This window comes from Streptomyces sp. NPDC048185 (assembly GCF_043202495.1).
GTDB lineage: Bacteria > Actinomycetota > Actinomycetes > Streptomycetales > Streptomycetaceae > Streptomyces.
Genome location: NZ_JBIDAN010000014.1, coordinates 71972 through 89702, shown reverse-complemented (window position 1 = coordinate 89702; position 17731 = coordinate 71972). Strand labels below are relative to the sequence as shown.

The window sequence follows — 17731 nt, the reverse complement described above, 5'->3', positions numbered from 1 at the left end:
GGCCCCGCGGCGGGTGTCAGTACCGCAGCACCCCGGCGATGCCCTCCACGTCGACCAGCGCACCGTCCGGCACGAACTGGACGTCGGCGCCGGTGTCCAGGCACTGCTCGACGATCTCGTCCACGATGTCCTCGCGGGCGTCGAGATCGCCGCTGTCCGCCGGCATCAGGTGTTCGCCGTCGTCCCGCATCGTCACCCGGAAGTTCTCCTCGACGGCGAGCAGCCGGACGCGCCCGGTGTGCGCGCTCTCCCACAGCTCGTCGACGCCCGCCGCGAAGTCCTTGCGCCCCCGGGCCGCCTCCAGCTCCCGGGCCACGGCCTCGACGGAGCCGCGGGCCTCCGCGTCCAGGACCGGCCGGACCGCCTGCCACACGGCTTCCGCGGTGCCGTGGGCGAGGCCGCCGTGCGGCACGGTCACGGCGTCCGCCGCGACCCCGCCGGCCTCCGCGAGAAGGGACAGCGCGGCCTCCGGTCCGGTGATGTACAGCGGCCGGGGGTGCGCGCGCATCACCTTGTCCATCGCGGTGCCGGCCTCGCGCAGGAACCGCACGGTCCGCTCGTCGCGGAAGGCGCTGGGCGAGCCGCCGGTCCGCTCCTGGCGCTCGGGGTCGAAGTTCTCCAGCGGCCGGTCCATCGGGAAGCCGCCGGTGCGCTCCTCGACGACCCGGTCCCCGCCGCCGTTCCACAGCGCGACGCGGTCCGCGGCGACCGACAGCACCCAGAACGGCCGCTCGGAGGCCTGCGCGGCGACGAGGTTGCGGGTCAGGAAGGTGTCCGAGAGCACCACGCGCTCGGGCACGGAACGGGCCAGTGTCCAGACCTGGTGCTCCCCGGGGGCGGCGAAGATCGCCAGTCCGTCCTCGGCGTGCGTCAGATCGACTTCGGCGAGGGCCCGGTCCAGTTCCCGGGCGACCTCGAGGCGGCGTTCCCGGGTGACGGCGGGATCCTCCTCCAGCTGCTTCTTGGCCTCGGCGACCGCATTGCGCAGCCGGACCGAGTCCTGGGCGTTGTCCGGTTCGCGGCGGTGTGTCGGCGTCAGCACGGACACCGCCGGATACGGGCGGGGCCGACGTAGCGCGGCAAGGGTTGCGGGACTCAGATCGTGCTCCATGTCAGCACCATAGAGCGGTTGGACGTATCGGGCATTCGGAGCAATCGGCACACCGTCGGGGTGCCCTCGCCCCTGCCCCGTCACCGGCGGCTCAGTCCTCCTCGTCCTCGGCCCCGCAGGAGCTGCCGTCGGGCGGCAGGGAGCCGTAGAGGAGGAAGTCGTCGACCTTGCGGTGCACGCAGTCGGAGGACGCGTAACCGGTGTGCCCCTCGCCCTTGTTGTCGAGCACCACCGCCGACGGGCCGAGCCGCTCGGCCGTCTCCACGGTCCAGCGGTACGGCGTCGCCGGGTCACCGCGGGTGCCGACCAGCAGCATCTTCGCCGTGTGGACGTCCTTCACGTCCTCGCGGATGTAGTCGGTGCCCTTGGGGCGGCCGTAACACATCAACACCTGGGTGAGCCGGTACCGCCCGAAGACCGGTGAGGCGTCCTCGTACCGCTCGCGCAGCGGTCCCAGGGACCGGGCGACCTGCTCGGCGGTCGGACGGTCGGGATCGTCCGCGCAGTTGACGGCCATCAGGGCGGCCGGGAGGTTGTCCATGGGGACGTCCTCCTCGTCGGTGAGGCCGCCGCCGTCCCGGCCGCCCGGACCGCGGACGGGGAAGGTGACGCCTCCGGACACGAAGCCCTCCAGGCCGCGGGTGTCGCCGTCCTCCAGCAGCTGCGCGAGGGCGCGCTCCAGCGAGGGCCACAGCTCCTTGCTGTAGAGGGCCTGCCCGACGGCGCCCACCATGTCCTGCCCGGAGAACGCCTCGCCGAAGGCGGTCGGCACCGGGTCCGCGTCGAGCGAGCCGACGAGCTGCACGACCTGGCGCCGGGCGTCGCGGGCGTCCTGCCCGAACGGGCAGGCGATGTCCTCGACGCACCAGTCGAGGAAGTTCTCCAGCGCGGTCTGCTGCCCCCGGGCACTGGCCAGCCCCTGTTCGGCCAGCGGCTCCGTCAGCGTGTCCACGCCGTCCAGGACCACCCGGCCCACCTTGCCGGGGAACTGCGCGGCGTACACCGCGCCCAGCCGCGTGCCGTAGGAGAAACCCAGGTAGTTGAGCCGTCCGTCGCCGAGTGCCGCACGCATCACGTCCATGTCGCGGGCGGCGTTCACCGTGCCTATGTGGGGCAGCACGGGACCCGAGTGCTTCGCGCACTCGGCAGCCGCGTCGCGGAGCTCGGAGAGCACGGACCGCGGGTCGCCCGTCCCCTCCTCCCCGTCCGTCGCATCGATGATCTTGCCGATCGCGGGACCGCAGGTGACCGGGGAGGACCGGCCGACGCCGCGGGGATCGAACGTCACCACGTCGTAGCCGTTCGTCAGGTGCATGAAGTCCTTGCCCCCGGCGGCGAGTTCGCTGACGCCGGAACCGCCCGGCCCGCCGAAGTTCAGCAGCACCGAGCCCCGCGAGTCGCCGGTCGCCCGGTACCGGGCGAGGGCCAGGTCGAGGGTGCCGCTCCCGGGGCGGTCGTAGTCCAGGGGGACGGTGACCTTCCCGCACTGCAGGTCCTTCGGTACCTCCATGCCCTCGCAGGCCGACCATCTGATCTTCTGGTCGTAGAACCGGGACAGGCCGGACCCGGTGTCGTCCGCGGTCGCCGCGGACAGCCCCGCCCCGAGCAGGGCCAGCCCGAGCGCTCCGGTGGCCGCGCATCGTCCGACCGACGGCCGAGTCGACAGCTTGACCAGCATCGATGCCTCCCGGGACGCCCCGTCGCGGACCGGTCGTCGGCGTCCTCGAACACCATAAACGGGCCTCGCATCCGGCGCCTCCGGGCGCTTTCGCCGGACCCGCGCGGGTCTGCGCGGGCGTGCGGACACCATGCCGCTCGTTCGACAAACCGCCCACTCGATGGGGTGAAAGGCGGATAAGCCATAACTCGGATGGTGCGCCCGCGTTTTAACCGGTGCGGGCGAGCGCCCGCGACATTGTCTGGAAGGCAGGGAACCTCATGAGAAGGGTTACCCGAAACGGTGTGTTCGCTGTCGCCGCCTCCGGCGCGCTGGCCGTGACGATGCCGGCGTACGCGGCGTTCGCGTCCGACGGTGCCGTGGCGAACGGCTCCGCGGCCGGCTCGCCCGGAGTGATCTCCGGTAACACCGTCCAGGTCCCCGTGGACGTCCCGGTCAACGTGTGCGGGAACACGGTGAACGTGGTCGGGCTCCTCAATCCGGCCGTGGGCAACAGCTGCGCCAACACCGGCACGGGCGCCGCGGCGCACGAGAGGACGGACGCACCGTCGGGCACCTCCGGCGGCGGTGCCGTCGCCGAGGGTGAGGCCAAGGGGTCGCCGGGCGTGCTCTCCGGCAACGGCGTGCAGCTGCCGGTCCACGTCCCGGTGAACGTCAGCGGCAACAGCGTGAACGTGGTCGGCATCGGCAATCCGGCCGTCGGCAACGAGTCGGTGAACACCTCCGACGACCGCCCCGAGGAACCGCGGAACCCGGAGAGGCCGGCGCCCTCCGCACCCCCCGTGGAGCGCGCGCACCCCCAGCCGTCCCCGCACACGGCACCGCCGCAGGCCGTGCAGTCCCTCGCCCACACGGGTGCGGACGCGGCCCTGCCCACCCTCGCGGGGGGTGCCGCGCTCGTCCTGGGCGGAGCGGTTCTCTACCGGCGTTTCCGCCCGGGAGCCGGAAGCTGACCGAGGCGTGACTCCGTCCCGGTCTCCGGCCGGCGGGGTGTGCCACGGCGCCCACCCCGCCGGGACGAGGCGGCCGGCACGGCTCGGTGGCCGCGTCGCCTCCCTCGGCCGTCCCGGCCCCCGACACCCCCGTCACGCCGGGGGTGTCGGGGGTGTCGTGCCGCTCAGGAGCCGCCCGCGTGGAACCGGTGGTGCAGCGCCCGTACCTCCTGCGCCAACTCGGGCACGGGGCCCTCGGTCGCCACGCCGGGCGCCACCTCGCCGATCGGCAGGGTCCGGACCGGCGGGGCGGGCACGCCCAGTTCCTCCAGCCAGGCGCCGAGCTGCTCCGACGAGGCGACGTACACGATGCGCCCGAGGCCCACCCAGGCGTGCGCGGCCGCGCACATCGGGCAGTGCTCGCCGGACGTGTACACCGTGGCCGCGGCCCGCTCCTCGGGGGTGAGGCGGGCGGCCGACCAGCGTGCGAGCTCGAACTCCGGGTGCCGGGTGCGATCACCCGACGCCACCCGGTTGCGGTCCTCGGCCAGCACCGTGCCGTCCCCACCCACCAGGACGGATCCGAACGGTTCGTCCCCCGCCTCCAGCGCCTCGGCTGCCAGCTCCACACAGCGGCGCAGATGGCGCAGTTCGGCGTCCTTCACGACCATGGCGTACGGCCCTCCTCGCGTGGTGATCCTCGACGGGCACCCTACGTTCCGCGCGACCACCCGCCCTCTCGGCGACGCGTCACGGCGACCGCAGAGCCGCCGCCCGCGATCGCGCCCCCGCCCCCTCACGGTCCACTCTTGCTATGACTAATCGCTGGAGTTAGAGTCTCTAACGTTAGTGAGAGCACGTTGCGCATGCCGCGCTTCTCGCCGCAGTGACGTGATCGAGAGAAGGGGACCGCCGTGTCCGCAGCCATATCGCAGCCTTCCGCCACGCACACCGTCCTGGGTTCCGGCCCCGCCGGTACCGCGCTCGCCCGTGAACTGGTGCGCAGGGGGCACCGCCCCGTGCGGCTGGTCGACCGCGGCGGTGGCGGTCCCGCCTTCGACGGGATCGAGCGGTTCGCCGCCGACGTGAGCACGGCCGACGGCGCCCGGGCCGCCGTGGGGGACGCGTGCGTCGTGTACCACTGCGTCAACGTCGGCTACCACCTCCAGGTCGAGGTGATGCCCCGCGTCCAGGAGGCGGTGCTCACCGCGGTCGAGGCGGCGGGCGCCCGCCTGGTCGTGCTCGACACGCTCTACCCGTACGGCGAGACCGGGGGAGCGGTGATGACCGAGGACAGTCCCTGGCGGGCGACCAGCCGCAAGGGGCGGATGCGTGCCGTGCTCGACGAGCGCTACCTCTGCGCGCACCGCGCCGGCCGCGTCCGCGTGGCCCTCGGCCGCTCCGCCGACTTCGTCGGCCCCGGTGTGCTCAACTCGTCGCTCGGGGCGACCGTGTTCCCCGGCGCGCTCACCGGTGGGGAGGTGCTCGGGCTCGGCGACATCGACCTGCCCCACAGCTACACCGCCGTCCAGGATGTGGCCGCCGGTCTCGCGACGCTCGGTGAGCACCCGGAGGGTGACGGGCGCGTCTGGCACCTGCCCACCGCGCCCGCCGTCAGCACCCGCGAGGTCCACACGATGATCGAGAGGCGCGTCGGCCGGCCGCTGGACGTCGTGATCCTCGAAGAGGCCCGGCCCTTCGGGCCGTTCGACGAGCAGTTCATGGCCGAGTACGCGGAGATGTTCTACCAGCACACGGAGCCGCAGATCATGGACTCCTCCGCCTTCGAGCGGACCTTCGGGACGGCGGCGACGCCGCTCGCGGACACGGTGGACGCCACGCTGGCCTGGTACGGGGGCCGGCTCTCCGGCCGGTGAGGACGGACGGGCGCGGCGCGCCGGTTCCGGCGCGCCGCGTCGAACTGTCGGGCCCGTCCTTCCTCGCCAGGCCTCGCGGATCTACCGCCTTCGGGCGCTCCTTGCCGCCGTGGCGGCGCAGACCGTGCCCAGGGCCAGGGTCAGGGCGCCGATGACGATGTTGTTCCAGATGACGCCCGCGTCCGGATCCGTGCCGACGATCCACGGCGAGATGATCATCCATATACCCATGGCGCACATGGCCCCGCTGAGGCCGTACATGCGCTCGGGGGCCCGGGTGAACCCCAGGGCGAGCAGGCCGATGGCGATTCCGATGATCAGATTGTGGGCGACGAGCGCGGGCTGACTCGTGGTGAAGTGGACTATCCACGGGGACACGGCACAGTACAGGCCGAGCAGGAACACCGGCCCGTCCACGAGTGCCACATCACGACCGCCGAGCATGCGGTCGTAGCGCGCCTGCATCTCCGGTGCGTCGGGGTGGCTGGTGATGTCACTTCTGGAGTGCGAGACGTTGGCCATGAGTCGTCTCCTTCGACTAGCCGGGCCGACCGCGTTGACGCGGTGCGGTAGCGCCGTACATGTCCCATTCTGCTCTTATTTCGCCCTTATGTGTAGCGGTGGGTGGCCCGTACATGTCTCCCTCGATCGCGGGCATCCGCAGGACTACGCGAGCGATCGACCGATGTGAGGAAGTGGGAGGTGGCGGCCGTCATGGGCGCGAAGGTGTTGGAGCGGTTTCCGGCAGGATCCCCGCGCGGGTCGTGGCCGGCGGAGGAGTACGCGGCGCGACGCCGCGCGGAGGGGGAACCCGCCACCGTCGTGATGGACCTGGAGGCGGACGCCTTCCTGGTGGTGGTCCCCGCCCGTGACGAGGGCAGGGAACCGGCGGGCGCCCGATAGTCCGCGCCGGCGACGGCGGAGTGCTGAGCCGGGCCGACGGCCGTCATCGGCGGCCGGCGCCCCGGCGCGGCGCCGGTGAATCGCACCGCGCCGCACCCGAGGCCGCGGGCGGCCATGCCCGTCCCGTCGTTCCCCGCCAGCCGTTCGGCTCCGTGGAAGAGAGCGCAGCGGGCATCCATCACGTCCGGTACCTCTTGGAGACGTGCCGCCTCCGCGAGGCGGTCCTCGGCGCGCCACCCGGTCGGCAGGGACGGCGGCGTCACACCAACCCGGCCTGAAGCAGGCCGGGTTGAACTGGTCTACACCCTTGACTGGTACAGACCAAAGCGGTTGAGTATGCCTCCACACCCCCCACCACGGCCGCCCCCGCGCCCGGCCGGTCGGACCGGTACGCGCGGACAAGGCCAAGCTCACCCCTGCCCTTGTCACGGGGAGCGGCCGTGCTCCGCAAAGGAGGCAGACCCGTGCCGAGACGCCGTATCTCCGCCGTCGTGACCGCACTCGCCCTCGCGGGCGCCGTACCCGTCTTCCTGCCGGCCACCGAAGCGTCCGCCGCCGCCTGTTCGAGCTACCCGAACTGGACGGCGGGCAGGTCCTACAACACCGGCGACATCGTCCGCTACACCGACGGCAAGGCCTACATCGCCGAGCACGCCAACCCGGGCTACGACCCGGTCATCAGCACGTGGTACTGGGAGCCGTACGGCTGCGACGGCGGCTCGCAGACGCCGGTCGGCACCTTCGTGGTCAGCGAGGCCCAGTTCAACCAGATGTTCCCGGGGCGGAGTTCCTTCTACACCTACAGCGGCCTCACCGCCGCACTCGGCGCCTACCCGGGCTTCGCCAACACCGGCAGCGACACGACGAAGAAGCAGGAGGCCGCCGCCTTCCTCGCCAACGTCAGCCACGAGACCGGCGGTCTGGTGCACGTCGTCGAACAGAACACCGCCAACTACCCTCACTACTGCGACTGGAGCCAGCCGTACGGCTGCCCGGCCGGCCAGGCCGCCTACTACGGACGCGGCCCGATCCAGCTCAGCTGGAACTTCAACTACAAGGCCGCGGGCGACGCGCTCGGCATCGACCTGCTCAACAACCCCTGGCTCGTGCAGAACGACGCGGCCGTCGCCTGGAAGACCGGCCTGTGGTATTGGAACACCCAGTCCGGACCGGGCACCATGACCCCGCACAACGCCATGGTGGGCGGGGCCGGCTTCGGCCAGACCATCCGCTCCATCAACGGCTCCCTGGAGTGCGACGGCAGGAACCCCGCGCAGGTCCAGAGCCGGGTCACCACGTACCAGCGGTTCAGCCAGATCCTCGGCGTCTCACCGGGCGGCAACCTGTACTGCTGAGCCCGGACGGGTCCTGTGCGAGACTCCGTCGATGACCTCGGAAACGATCACCGCGGAGTCCGCGGGCACCTGGCACCTCGGCGACCTGCCCGTCCGTCGCGTCGGCTTCGGAGCGATGCGGCTGACGGGCAGCGCCGCCTTCCATCTCGGCACGCCGAGCGACCGAGCGCGGTCCCTCGCCGTCCTGCGCCGGGCGATCGATCTCGGCGTGAACCACATCGACACCGCCGCCTTCTACTTCTCGTCCCTGCGCTCCGCCAACGAACTGATCAACAGCGCGCTGGCGCCGTACCCGGACGACCTCGTGATCGTCACCAAGGTCGGTCCGTACCGCGACTGGTCGGGGGAGTGGGGCACCTCCGCCCGCCCCGAGGACCTGCGGGCCCACGTCGAGGAGAACCTGCGCCAGCTCGGCCGCGACCACCTGGACGTCGTGAATCTGCGCCGCATGCGGCAGGACTCCGTCGCCGAACACTTCGGCGCCCTCGCCGAACTGCGCGAGGCGGGCCTGATCCGCCACCTCGGCCTCTCCGACGTCGAGCCCCGCCACGTCGCCGAGGCGCAGGCCATCGCGCCCGTGGTGTGCGTCCAGAACCGCTTCGGCCTCGGCTTCCACGACCCCGCCACCGACGAACTCCTCGCCCTGTGCCGGGAACAGGGCATCGCGTTCGTCCCCTTCTACGCCATCGCCGGCGAGGCCGGTCCCCGGGGCGCCGGCACCGCCCACGAGGACGAGGTCCGCGCCGTCGCCCGGGCCCACGGCGCGAGCCCCGCGCAGGTCAGGATCGCCTGGACGCTGCACCAGGGGCCGAACGTCCTCGCCATACCCGGCACCGGTGACCCCGCGCACCTCGCCGAGAACGTGGCCGCGGGCGCGCTGCGCCTGACCGAGGCCGAACTCGCGCGGCTCGACGGAGCCCGCACCGGCTGACGCGCCCCCGCCGACACCGGCCCGGACCCGCCCGGCGTACACCGGGTGGGTCCGGGCCGGCGGGGCGGAGACTGGCGTCCGGCAAGTTTTACGTATAACCTCACCCGTCAATCGCCCGTCGCCCTCCCGTCCCGAAAGGCCGCGATGAGACGCATCGCCCTGGTCACCCTCGTCGTCGACGACTACGACGAGGCGATCCGCTTCTACACCGAGGCGCTCGGATTCCGGCTCGCCGAGGACGCGCCCCGGCCGGACGGCTCCCGCTGGGTCGTCGTCGAACCCGGTGCCCCCGGACAGGGCGCCGCACTGCTGCTGGCCCGCGCCAAGGGCGAAGCCCAGCGCGCCCGGATCGGCGACCAGACGGGCGGGCGCGTCGGTCTCTTCCTGCACACCGACGACTTCGCCCGCGACCACGCCCGGATGACCGCCGCCGGCGTGACCTTCCTGGAGGACCCCCGGCACGAGCCCTACGGCTCCGTCGCCGTCTTCCAGGACCTGTACGGCAACCGCTGGGACCTGCTCCAGCCCGCCGCCTGACCCGACCCGACCTTCCGCACAGATCCGCCGAGGAACCGCCGCACATGTCATCTACGCGCATAGACACCGAGACGCTCCGCCGCCTGCCCAAGGCGGTGCTGCACGACCACCTCGACGGCGGCCTGCGCCCCGCGACCGTGGTGGAGCTGGCCGAGTCCGTCGGCCACACCCTGCCCACCACCGACCCCGACGAGCTGGCCGCCTGGTACTACGAGGCCGCCAACTCCGGTGACCTGGTGCGCTACATCGCCACCTTCGAGCACACCCTCGCCGTCATGCAGAACCGCGAGGGCCTGCTGCGCACCGCCGAGGAGTACGTCCTCGACCTCGCCGCCGACGGCGTCGTCTACGGCGAGGTCCGCTACGCCCCGGAACTGATGACGAACGGCGGGCTGAGCCTCGCCGAGGTCGTGGAGACGGTCCAGGAGGGCCTGGCCGCGGGCATGACCAAGGCCGCCGCTGCGGGTACGCCGGTGCGCGTCGGGACCCTGCTGTGCGGTATGCGGATGTTCGACCGCACCCGCGCGACCGCCGACCTCGCGGTCGCGTTCCGTGACGCGGGCGTCGTCGGCTTCGACATCGCCGGGGCCGAGGACGGCTTCCCGCCCGCCGACCACCTCGACGCCTTCGAGCACCTGCGCCGCGAGAACGTCCCGTTCACCATCCACGCCGGTGAGGCCCACGGGCTGCCCAGCATCCACCAGGCCCTCCAGGTGTGCGGCGCCCAGCGCATCGGTCACGGCGTGCGCATCACCGACGACATCCCCGACCTCGCGGCCGGCAAGCTCGGCCGCCTCGCCGCCTGGGTCCGCGACCGCCGCATCGCCCTGGAGATGTGCCCGACCTCCAACCTCCAGACCGGCGCCGCCACCTCCATCGCCGAGCACCCGATCACGGCGCTCAAGGACCTCGGTTTCCGCGTCACGCTCAACACCGACAACCGCCTCGTCTCGGGCACGACGATGACCCGGGAGATGTCCCTCCTCGTCGAGCACGCGGGCTGGACGGCGAAGGACCTGCGCACGGTCACGGTGAACGCCCTCAAGAGCGCCTTCATCCCGTTCGACGAGCGCACGGCCCTGATCGAGGACGTCGTCCTGCCGGGTTACGAAGCGGTGCTCTGAACGAGCCCGCGCACATAGGCGGCCTGTCCGACGTGCTGGAGATCGTCGGACAGGACGCTGACCAGCCGCACGCCCAGCGTGACCGGCGGGTCCCAGTTGTCGTCGACGACCCGCTCCAGGTCCTTGGCGGCCACGGAGCGCAGGGCCCCGAGCGTCTGCTCGTGCACGGCGTCGTGGTAGCCGGTCAGCAGGTCGGCCGAGTCGACCCGCACCTTCGCGACCTTCGCCGAGCTGTGACCGTAGCCGGTGTCGCGGCGGGGCAGGTCCAGCCCGAACCGCTTCTCCCAGTCCTGCGTCAGCCACACCTGGTCGAGCCCGAAGGCGTCCGCGATGTGGTCGTCCTGCACCCGGGTGAGGTGCCAGACCAGCCAGGCGACGGAGTTGGCGCCGTCGGCGGGGCGGGTGTTCAGGCCGTCGGGGTCCAGACCCTCGACGGCGGCGTGGACTTCTTCCTGGATGCGGCCGTAGCCCTCGATGAGGATGTCCTTCGCATGCATGGGTCCACCATCGCGCAGTCCGCCCTCACGCGCTCCCCGATTCCAGCAACCCCATCAGCGCGCGGGCCGCGGGGCTGGTCGCCTCGGCCGGTGGCAGCAGGGCGATGGTCTCGTACGCCGTGTGGCCGGAGTCCTTGAGCGGCAGCGAGGTCAGTGAGGCCCGCTTGTGCCGGAAGTGGCGCGGGACGACGGCGATGCCGAGGTTCTCGTCGAGCAGGTCGAGCAGCCCGTGCACGTCGTTCACCTCCAGGGCGACGGTCCGCCGTACGCCCGCCGCGGCGAAGGCCGCGTCGGTCACGCGGCGCGGGCCCCAGTCCGGGTGGAAGTCGACGAAGACCTCGTCGGCGAGATCGCCCGGAGCCAGCACCGCTCCGTTCCTCGCGAGGCGGTGGCCGGGGTGGCACAGGACGGTCATCGGCTCGCCGGCCAGCGAGACGGAACGCAGCTGCTCCGTGTCCGCCTGCGTCCGGTAGGCGAAGGCCAGGTCGAGCCGCCCGGCCGCGACCTCCTCCGCCAGCTCGCCCGAGCCCGCCTGCCGCAGCCGGATCTCGACGTCCGGATGCCGGCGCCGGAACGCGGCCAGCAGGCCCGCCACCGGCACCCCGGCGATGCACTGCTCGGTGCCCAGCGACAGCGTGCCGCGCAGCACGCCCTGCACCGCGGCGACCGCCTCGTGGGCCGACCGCACCTGTGCCAGGATGCGCTGCGCCTCACCGAGCAGCGCCCGCCCGGCCTCCGTGAGCGTCACCCTGCGGGTGGTGCGCACGAACAGCGGCGCCCGCAGCTCCCGCTCCAGCGCCCGGATGGACGCCGACAGGCCGGACTGGGACACCAGCAGCCGTTCGGCCGCACGGGTGAAGTGCTGGTCCTCGGCGACCGCCACGAAGTGCTGGAGATGGCGCAGTTCCATGATTGAGAAGCGTAGCCGCTGAATACCATCGGATTCTTCTGTTGGACCACTGCCCGCAGGTCACGACAGAGTGGGGTGCGGTTCCGCCCAAGCCCCGTACCTCGGGGGCCAACCCCTCTGGAGTCGCGTTGTACACCGCACACCCCGACCGCTACGCGGACATGCCCTACCGGCGCACCGGACGCAGCGGCCTGAAGCTCCCCGCGCTCTCGCTCGGCCTGTGGCACAACTTCGGCCCGGACCGCCCCGTCGAGACCCAGCGCGCCATCCTGCGCCGCGCCTTCGACCTCGGTGTCACCCACTTCGACCTGGCCAACAACTACGGCCCGCCGCCCGGCTCGGCCGAGTCCGCCCTCGGCGAGGCCCTGAAGGCCGACTTCGCCCCGTACCGCGACGAGCTGATCGTCTCCACCAAGGCCGGCTACCTGATGTGGCCCGGCCCGTACGGCGAGTGGGGCTCGCGCAAGTACCTGCTGTCCTCCCTCGACCAGAGCCTGACCCGCATGGGACTGGACTACGTCGACATCTTCTACTCGCACCGCCCCGACCCGGAGACTCCCCTGGAGGAGACGATGGGCGCCCTGCACACGGCCGTCCAGCAGGGCAAGGCGCTCTACGTCGGCGTCTCCAACTACTCGGCGGAGCAGACCCGTGAGGCCGCCCGCATCCTCGCCGAGCTGGGCACCCCGCTGCTCATCCACCAGCCGCGGTACTCCATGCTCGACCGGCGTCCCGAGACCAGCGGCCTCCTGGACACCCTCGACGAGCTGAAGACCGGCTCCATCGCCTACTCCCCGCTGGAGCAGGGCTTGCTCACCGGCCGCTACCTCGACGGCATCCCCGAGGACTCGCGCGCCGCGAGCGACAGCCCCTTCCTGAACTCCGACGCGCTCACCGAGGAACTGGTCGGCAAGCTGCGTGCCCTGGACGAGATCGCGAAGTCCCGCGGTCAGTCCCTGGCGCAGATGGCCCTTGCCTGGGTGCTGCGCGAGGGCCGGGTGACCTCGGCCCTCGTCGGCGCGAGCAGCCCGGGCCAGCTGGAGGACAGCGTCTCGGCCATCGGGAACCTCGCCTTCGACGCCGGTGAACTCGCCCGGATCGACGCCATCGTCTCCTGACGCGTCACCCGTGCGACACGGTCACGTCTCCAGCCGTTCCGCCAGCCGGACCGTGACCGTGTCGCCCTCCTCCTTGCCGATGGCCCGGCGGACGTCCGCCTTCACCGGCAGCTTGTGCGTGCCGTCGCCCAGCGCCATGAAGGAGCTGCGGAAGGCGTGCCCGTCGATCGTGCCGCGGACCTTGACCAGGCCGCGAGTGCCGAAGAACTCGGCGGACTCCGGCCAGACGAGGTACGTCCAGCCGCCCTTGCTCGGGCTCTTGCGCAGGACGGCCGTGAACTCCTCGTCCAGCTCCCGTTCGGTGGACATGGTTCCTCCGCTCCCGGGGGCCCGGCGCCCCGCTCTCCGGTAGACCCCCGGGAGCCGCGGAACTCATCGCCGGCGTGCCCTCACGCCCCCGCGGGCACCCGGTCCAGGAAGCCGTAGACGGCACGGATCCGCCCCTCGCCGTCCAGCGTGATCACGTCGGACCCGGCCACGGGCGCCGAGCCTTCCCCGGCGGGGTCACCCGCGGCCTCGCTCACCAGCTCCCAGGAGAAGCGGGCCGTGTCGTGGTGCCCGTCGACGGCGCCGGACAGCCGGAAGACGAACCCCGGGAACTGCTCGTGGGCCGCCGTGATCACCGCGGTGATCTGCTCGTGGCCGCGCACGTCGGCGAGGGGGTCGGTGTAGCCGCCGTCCGCCGTCCAGGCCGCGGCGACCGCCTCGGCCCGGGCCTCCGGTCCGGCGTTCCACGCTGCGAAGTAGCGGGTGACGGCGTCCTCGTGACGGTGCGTGGGTGCGGACATGGCGATCAGCCTCCATCGAGGGGTATGTGCTGGTCAGGGGCCGGATCCGGTCTCGGTGACCCGGTACCGCAACCATGCCCGCACCCGGCGGGGCCCGTCGATTACCCCGGAGGTCATGGCGGCGGCCCCGGTCGCGTGTCACGTTTCGGCCAACAGGTGCCGTGAATATGCCAGGAGACTGGCCGGAAATTCATGGTGACAGTGGTTCAGCAGTGAACATACTCACCCTTAGGGCATCTCACACCACGCGACAGCGCCCTCACGCACCGCACACGAGCCGCACGGACGTCAAGCCCGACCGGCAGGCGGGCCGGGCGACGGGGGAGGGGAGCAGTGCACGACGAGTTCCTGTGCCATGTCACCGCCTACGGTGTCTGCGACGGCCGGCGCGTCGGCGTGCCCCTGGGCACCTACCGGGCTCCCACCCTCGCCCTCGCCCTGTGGTGGCTGCGCGACCGCGCCTCCTGGATCGCCATGCGCCTGGACCCGCAGCCCGACTCCCCGCACTTACCGCGCGGCGCCCTGACCCCGGTCGCCGACGACGCTCCCGACGTACCGCGCGTCCTGCGTCTGTGGTGCGCGGACGTCGTCCAGCAGGAACTGGTCGCCGACGAGCTGGCCGCCGGGCGTCTGGTGCGCATCGCCACCAGCGACGAGACCACCGAGTACGAGCTGCTGGCCGAATCCGTCGACGCGCTGCGCATGCAGCGGGCCGCCCCGCCCCTGGTCGTCCCAGTCGCCTGAGCCATACCGCACACACCCGGCCCGATCCCGGCCTGAGCCTGCCCGTGCCGCGTACACCGGCCGATCCCCGGCCCGGGCCCGTCCGTGCCGCGTACACCCGGGTCCGATCTTCGGCCCGATCCAGCCCCTGCCGCGTACGCCCGGCCCTGTTTCCCGGCCCGGGCCGTCCGTGCCGCGCGCACCCGCCCGGACTCTAGACCGAGCCTGTCCTGGCCGTGCCGCCGCGGCCGCGCACCCCTCGTGCGAGCAGCGCGCCGAGAAACCCGGTGACCAGGCCCCACAGCAGGGCGAGGCCGACCGCGCCCCACAGCCGCGGGCGCAGGAACAACCGCCCGGACAGCCCGCCGCCCAGGTCGCCGATGCCGAGCACCGACAGGCCGTAGTACGCGGAGATCCGGCCCACCGCGCAGATCATCAGCACCGTGAGCGCCAGCGCGACCGCCATGTGCACCGCGAGCCGCCAGGCCGGGGTCCCGGCCGGGGAGCGGGCCGCGGCCAGACCCCCGGCGGCCAGGAGCAGCACCGCGGCCGCGACCAGGAGCCACCACATCCGCCCGTCCTGCTCGCCGAGCGTGCCCAGGTTCACCGTCGAGACGTCCGGCGTGCGCAGCACCTCGTCGAGCACCTGCGGCATCGGCAGTCCGAACGGCCCCTCCACCCGGCCGTTCCAGGTGGCGCCGAGTCCGACGGTGAGGGCCGGCCACGCCAGGTTCGGCAGACCCAGCAGCAGCACGGCGAACGTGTCCGCCGGGTGCCCGCGCGTCCCGGCCACGACCAGGCCGACGACGGCACCGACGACGACGTACGCGAGCAGCAGCGCCACCATCGCGTACGCCACCGGCCGCACCGACGCCCCCAAGCGCAGCAGCGGCCCCGGCAGCGGCGCCCCGCGCGACACCAGCAGGGCCAGCACCAGCACACCCGCCAGCCAGAGCAGCCCGAACAGCACGGTCAGCGGCACGTCGGTGGTGAAGCCGATCCGCGGGGTGATGCCGAACAGGTCCCCGAGGTCGTCGAGCAGCCCCTCCCCGAGCGGCACCTCGAAGGTCTGCCGCGAGGCGAAGGCCAGACCGAGCAGGGCGAGCAGCCACAGCGCGGCGATGCGGGCCGCCCAGCCCGCCAGCTCCCCGGCACCGGCGACCGCCCGGTGCCGCAGCGGCCGCAGGAACCCCGCGCCGATCACCAGCGCCCCGGCCAGGGTGACGGACAGCGGCATCACCGTCAGCCCCGCGTCGGTGCCGGCGAAATCCCCGGCCTCCCCGGACAGCTCCAGTGAACCGCCCACGGCCGCGACGACCGTGGCCGTGACGACCCTGGGAAAGGCGTTGTCGGGCAGGTCCGTCGCGCCGGCCGCCCACAGCCCGAACGCGGCCACGGCTCCCATGGCGACCAGCCCGGCCAGCACCGTGCCGAGGGCCTGCGCCCAGCCGTGACGGGCCGCTGCCGGGCCGGAGGAGGTTCGCGCGCTCACGCGGCCACGCTAAGCAGCGCCCGCCCGCCGCGCTCTCCCGACGGGGCCGTCCGCGTCGGCGGCGCCCCGCGACCCCGCCGTCCGGGCTCAGCCCGCCCGGACGACGAGCGCGTGGTCGCCGAGGCCCGTCATGCGGCCCGCCGACAGCTCGCCCCGCGTGGTGAACAGCGCCAGGACGCGGCCGCTCCGCGGATCGAACGCCACGTCCAGCACGGTGCCGTGCTCGACGCCCATCTCGGTCAGGACACGCCGGCCCAGCAGATCGTGCCCCGGCGGCACCACGTCGGGCGCGGTCACCGGACCGACCCGGACGGCCCCGGGGCCGACCGAGCGCACCGCCTCCCAGCCCAGCACGGTCTCCCCGCGCAGGCGGCCGGCGCGGAACCGCAGGTGACTGACCACGCCGGAGGAGGCGTCGACCGTCAGGGACGTCACGGCACCCAGCTTCCGGTCCCCGTCCGCGCTCAGCACGGGCAGCCCCCGCACCTCGGTGAACAGCATCACGGCAGCGAGCCCCTCCAGCTGCCGGGCACACCGCCGAGCAGAGCCGTGAAGCCGGACAGGTCGTCGGCCACGTGCCGCACGGCGTCCACGGGGAGGACCAGCGACCGCCCGGCGACCGTCAGCGTCTCGCCCCGCGCCACGTACACCCTGCGCCGGTGGCGGGCCGGGCCCGGCACGAACCGTCTGCTCGCCGCGACCCGGAAGCCGACGACCCGCCCGCCGGTGCCGCCCTCCACCACGACGTCCAGCACGGTGCCGACCTCGGTGCCCGCGTCCGTCAGCACGGCGGCCCCCAGCAGCCGGGCGCGCAGCGTCTCCCGGTGCAGCATGAGCAGCGCGGTGCTCACCAGGCCCCGCCGGTCGCGGACCATCACCGCGTCGTGGCCGAGCGCGTACACCGCCGACCACGGAAGACCCTCCTTCATCGGACCGGACAGGCCCCGGCCGCTCAGCGTGAAACCCGTGATCCGCCCGGCCGCGGAGTCGAAGACGGTGTCCTTGACGTGGGCGACGGCGTCCCCGCCCAAGGTGACCACCGGCCGGGTGGTGAGACTGCGCGCGCCCATCAATTCGTTCATCGCACACCTTTCCCGTAACCTCCGGGTTCCCCGGGTGACTGTGACGATTCCCGCACTGCGAGGAGAGGTGGACTGCAACGCCGAACCCGGGGTACGAGGACTCGTGCAGTAGCGTCCGGCCAGTCCGGCTTCCGAGAGAGAAACGCATGACCGAATATCTGGACGGGGCAGTGATACCGACTGGCTTCGACGTACCCGTGGAACCGCTGCGGCGGGCGGCTCACTACACCGGTGAGCCCGGATGCATCGCGCAGGCGCGTCACCTCGCCTCGCTCTTCCTCGACCAGCTCAGGACCGAGTGGTGCGCCACGATCGGCCGGCGGGCCGACGGTGCGGTGCTCCTGGTCGTGAGCGAACTGGTCACCAACGCCGACCGGCACAGCCAGGGGCCGTACATCCTGGAGCTGGAGGGCACGGACGCCTCCGTGACGGTGACCGTCTACGACAGCAGCGGAGCGGTGCCCCGGCGCTTCCCCCGTGATCCCGAGCGCGTCGGCCGGCACGGACTCGAGATCGTCCACGCCCTCGCCGAGACGGTCGTCGTCGAGCGGGTGCCGGTCGGCAAGCGGGTGCGCGCCGTGCTGCGCCTCACCGACGAATAGGACGAGGGCGCGCTGCCCCACCGGCAGAGCAGAGGCCGGCACAACCGAAGACCGCACGAAGAACCCCGGGG

General features: G+C 72.8%; 21 protein-coding genes. 10 read left to right on the top strand and 11 right to left on the bottom strand.

Annotated features, from left to right (window positions below):
- Positions 1 to 16 precede the first annotated feature (16 nt).
- Positions 17 to 1111 (bottom strand): chemotaxis protein, encoded by a 1095-nt coding sequence (locus tag ACGF3H_RS31590; protein ID WP_362491641.1) that lies wholly within the window; start codon positions 1109 to 1111, stop codon positions 17 to 19.
- A gap of 91 nt (positions 1112 to 1202) precedes the next feature.
- Positions 1203 to 2789: an alpha/beta hydrolase gene (locus tag ACGF3H_RS31585; RefSeq protein WP_362491644.1), complete on the bottom strand. Its 1587-nt coding sequence runs from the start codon at positions 2787 to 2789 to the stop codon at positions 1203 to 1205.
- Positions 2790 to 3049: 260 nt separating this feature from the next.
- Here ACGF3H_RS31585 and ACGF3H_RS31580 point away from each other — a divergent pair, with 260 nt between their 5' ends.
- A complete protein-coding gene (locus tag ACGF3H_RS31580) occupies positions 3050 to 3742 on the top strand; it encodes a chaplin (RefSeq protein WP_362491646.1) in 693 nt (230 codons plus the stop codon).
- Positions 3743 to 3906: 164 nt separating this feature from the next.
- Here ACGF3H_RS31580 and ACGF3H_RS31575 read toward each other — a convergent pair whose 3' ends face one another.
- Positions 3907 to 4392, bottom strand: a complete 486-nt coding sequence (locus tag ACGF3H_RS31575) for a nucleoside deaminase (RefSeq protein WP_362491649.1) — start codon at positions 4390 to 4392, stop codon at positions 3907 to 3909.
- Between the two features lie 243 nt (positions 4393 to 4635).
- Between ACGF3H_RS31575 and ACGF3H_RS31570 the strand changes: the two genes are divergently transcribed.
- Positions 4636 to 5598 carry an NAD-dependent epimerase/dehydratase family protein gene (locus tag ACGF3H_RS31570; protein ID WP_362491652.1) on the top strand — a complete coding sequence of 321 codons (963 nt, stop codon included), beginning with the start codon at positions 4636 to 4638 and terminating at the stop codon, positions 5596 to 5598.
- Positions 5599 to 5679: 81 nt separating this feature from the next.
- Here the strand turns inward: ACGF3H_RS31570 and ACGF3H_RS31565 are convergent, their stop codons facing one another.
- A complete protein-coding gene (locus ACGF3H_RS31565) occupies positions 5680 to 6120 on the bottom strand; it encodes an SPW repeat protein (protein ID WP_362491654.1) in 441 nt (146 codons plus the stop codon).
- 192 nt (positions 6121 to 6312) lie between these two features.
- Here ACGF3H_RS31565 and ACGF3H_RS31560 point away from each other — a divergent pair, with 192 nt between their 5' ends.
- The 5 genes from ACGF3H_RS31560 (at position 6313) to ACGF3H_RS31540 (ending at position 10448) form a co-directional block, all read left to right on the top strand.
- A complete protein-coding gene (locus tag ACGF3H_RS31560) occupies positions 6313 to 6501 on the top strand; it encodes a hypothetical protein (RefSeq protein WP_362491657.1) in 189 nt (62 codons plus the stop codon).
- Positions 6502 to 6965: 464 nt separating this feature from the next.
- A complete protein-coding gene (locus tag ACGF3H_RS31555) occupies positions 6966 to 7856 on the top strand; it encodes a glycoside hydrolase family 19 protein (protein WP_362491658.1) in 891 nt (296 codons plus the stop codon).
- Between the two features lie 31 nt (positions 7857 to 7887).
- A complete protein-coding gene (locus tag ACGF3H_RS31550) occupies positions 7888 to 8787 on the top strand; it encodes an oxidoreductase (RefSeq protein ID WP_362491660.1) in 900 nt (299 codons plus the stop codon).
- Between the two features lie 144 nt (positions 8788 to 8931).
- On the top strand, positions 8932 to 9324 hold the full coding sequence (locus tag ACGF3H_RS31545) for a VOC family protein (RefSeq protein WP_362491663.1): 393 nt from the start codon (positions 8932 to 8934) through the stop codon (positions 9322 to 9324).
- A 44-nt stretch (positions 9325 to 9368) separates the two neighbouring features.
- Positions 9369 to 10448 carry an adenosine deaminase gene (locus ACGF3H_RS31540; protein ID WP_362491666.1) on the top strand — a complete coding sequence of 360 codons (1080 nt, stop codon included), beginning with the start codon at positions 9369 to 9371 and terminating at the stop codon, positions 10446 to 10448.
- Here ACGF3H_RS31540 and ACGF3H_RS31535 read toward each other — a convergent pair.
- Positions 10430 to 10945: a DinB family protein gene (locus ACGF3H_RS31535; RefSeq protein WP_362491669.1), complete on the bottom strand. Its 516-nt coding sequence runs from the start codon at positions 10943 to 10945 to the stop codon at positions 10430 to 10432. The genes ACGF3H_RS31540 and ACGF3H_RS31535 overlap by 19 nt on opposite strands.
- A 25-nt stretch (positions 10946 to 10970) precedes the next feature.
- A complete protein-coding gene (locus ACGF3H_RS31530; protein WP_362491671.1) occupies positions 10971 to 11855 on the bottom strand; it encodes a LysR substrate-binding domain-containing protein in 885 nt (294 codons plus the stop codon).
- Positions 11856 to 11983: 128 nt separating this feature from the next.
- On the opposite strand from ACGF3H_RS31530, the gene mgrA reads away from it, so the two are divergent.
- Positions 11984 to 12973, top strand: a complete 990-nt coding sequence (gene mgrA, locus ACGF3H_RS31525; protein ID WP_362491672.1) for an L-glyceraldehyde 3-phosphate reductase — start codon at positions 11984 to 11986, stop codon at positions 12971 to 12973.
- Between the two features lie 21 nt (positions 12974 to 12994).
- Here mgrA and ACGF3H_RS31520 read toward each other — a convergent pair whose 3' ends face one another.
- Both ACGF3H_RS31520 and ACGF3H_RS31515 read right to left on the bottom strand, forming a co-directional pair.
- A complete protein-coding gene (locus tag ACGF3H_RS31520) occupies positions 12995 to 13282 on the bottom strand; it encodes a DUF1905 domain-containing protein (protein ID WP_362491674.1) in 288 nt (95 codons plus the stop codon).
- A gap of 80 nt (positions 13283 to 13362) precedes the next feature.
- Positions 13363 to 13761 carry a nuclear transport factor 2 family protein gene (locus tag ACGF3H_RS31515; protein ID WP_362491677.1) on the bottom strand — a complete coding sequence of 133 codons (399 nt, stop codon included), beginning with the start codon at positions 13759 to 13761 and terminating at the stop codon, positions 13363 to 13365.
- A 333-nt stretch (positions 13762 to 14094) separates the two neighbouring features.
- Between ACGF3H_RS31515 and ACGF3H_RS31510 the strand changes: the two genes are divergently transcribed.
- Positions 14095 to 14505 carry a hypothetical protein gene (locus ACGF3H_RS31510; protein WP_362491680.1) on the top strand — a complete coding sequence of 137 codons (411 nt, stop codon included), beginning with the start codon at positions 14095 to 14097 and terminating at the stop codon, positions 14503 to 14505.
- A 193-nt stretch (positions 14506 to 14698) separates the two neighbouring features.
- Here ACGF3H_RS31510 and ACGF3H_RS31505 read toward each other — a convergent pair whose 3' ends face one another.
- The 3 genes from ACGF3H_RS31505 to ACGF3H_RS31495 form a co-directional block, all read right to left on the bottom strand.
- Complete coding sequence (locus ACGF3H_RS31505) at positions 14699 to 15976, bottom strand: streptophobe family protein (protein WP_362491683.1); 1278 nt, start codon at positions 15974 to 15976, stop codon at positions 14699 to 14701.
- Between the two features lie 87 nt (positions 15977 to 16063).
- Positions 16064 to 16480 carry a PRC-barrel domain-containing protein gene (locus ACGF3H_RS31500; RefSeq protein WP_362491684.1) on the bottom strand — a complete coding sequence of 139 codons (417 nt, stop codon included), beginning with the start codon at positions 16478 to 16480 and terminating at the stop codon, positions 16064 to 16066.
- Complete coding sequence (locus tag ACGF3H_RS31495) at positions 16477 to 17058, bottom strand: PRC-barrel domain-containing protein (protein ID WP_362491687.1); 582 nt, start codon at positions 17056 to 17058, stop codon at positions 16477 to 16479. Before ACGF3H_RS31495 ends, ACGF3H_RS31500 begins: the two co-directional genes overlap by 4 nt.
- Positions 17059 to 17204: 146 nt before the next feature.
- Here ACGF3H_RS31495 and ACGF3H_RS31490 point away from each other — a divergent pair, with 146 nt between their 5' ends.
- The gene (locus ACGF3H_RS31490; RefSeq protein ID WP_362491690.1) at positions 17205 to 17660 is read left to right on the top strand and encodes an ATP-binding protein; all 456 of its coding nucleotides are present in this window, start codon (positions 17205 to 17207) and stop codon (positions 17658 to 17660) included.
- Positions 17661 to 17731: the final 71 nt, after the last annotated feature.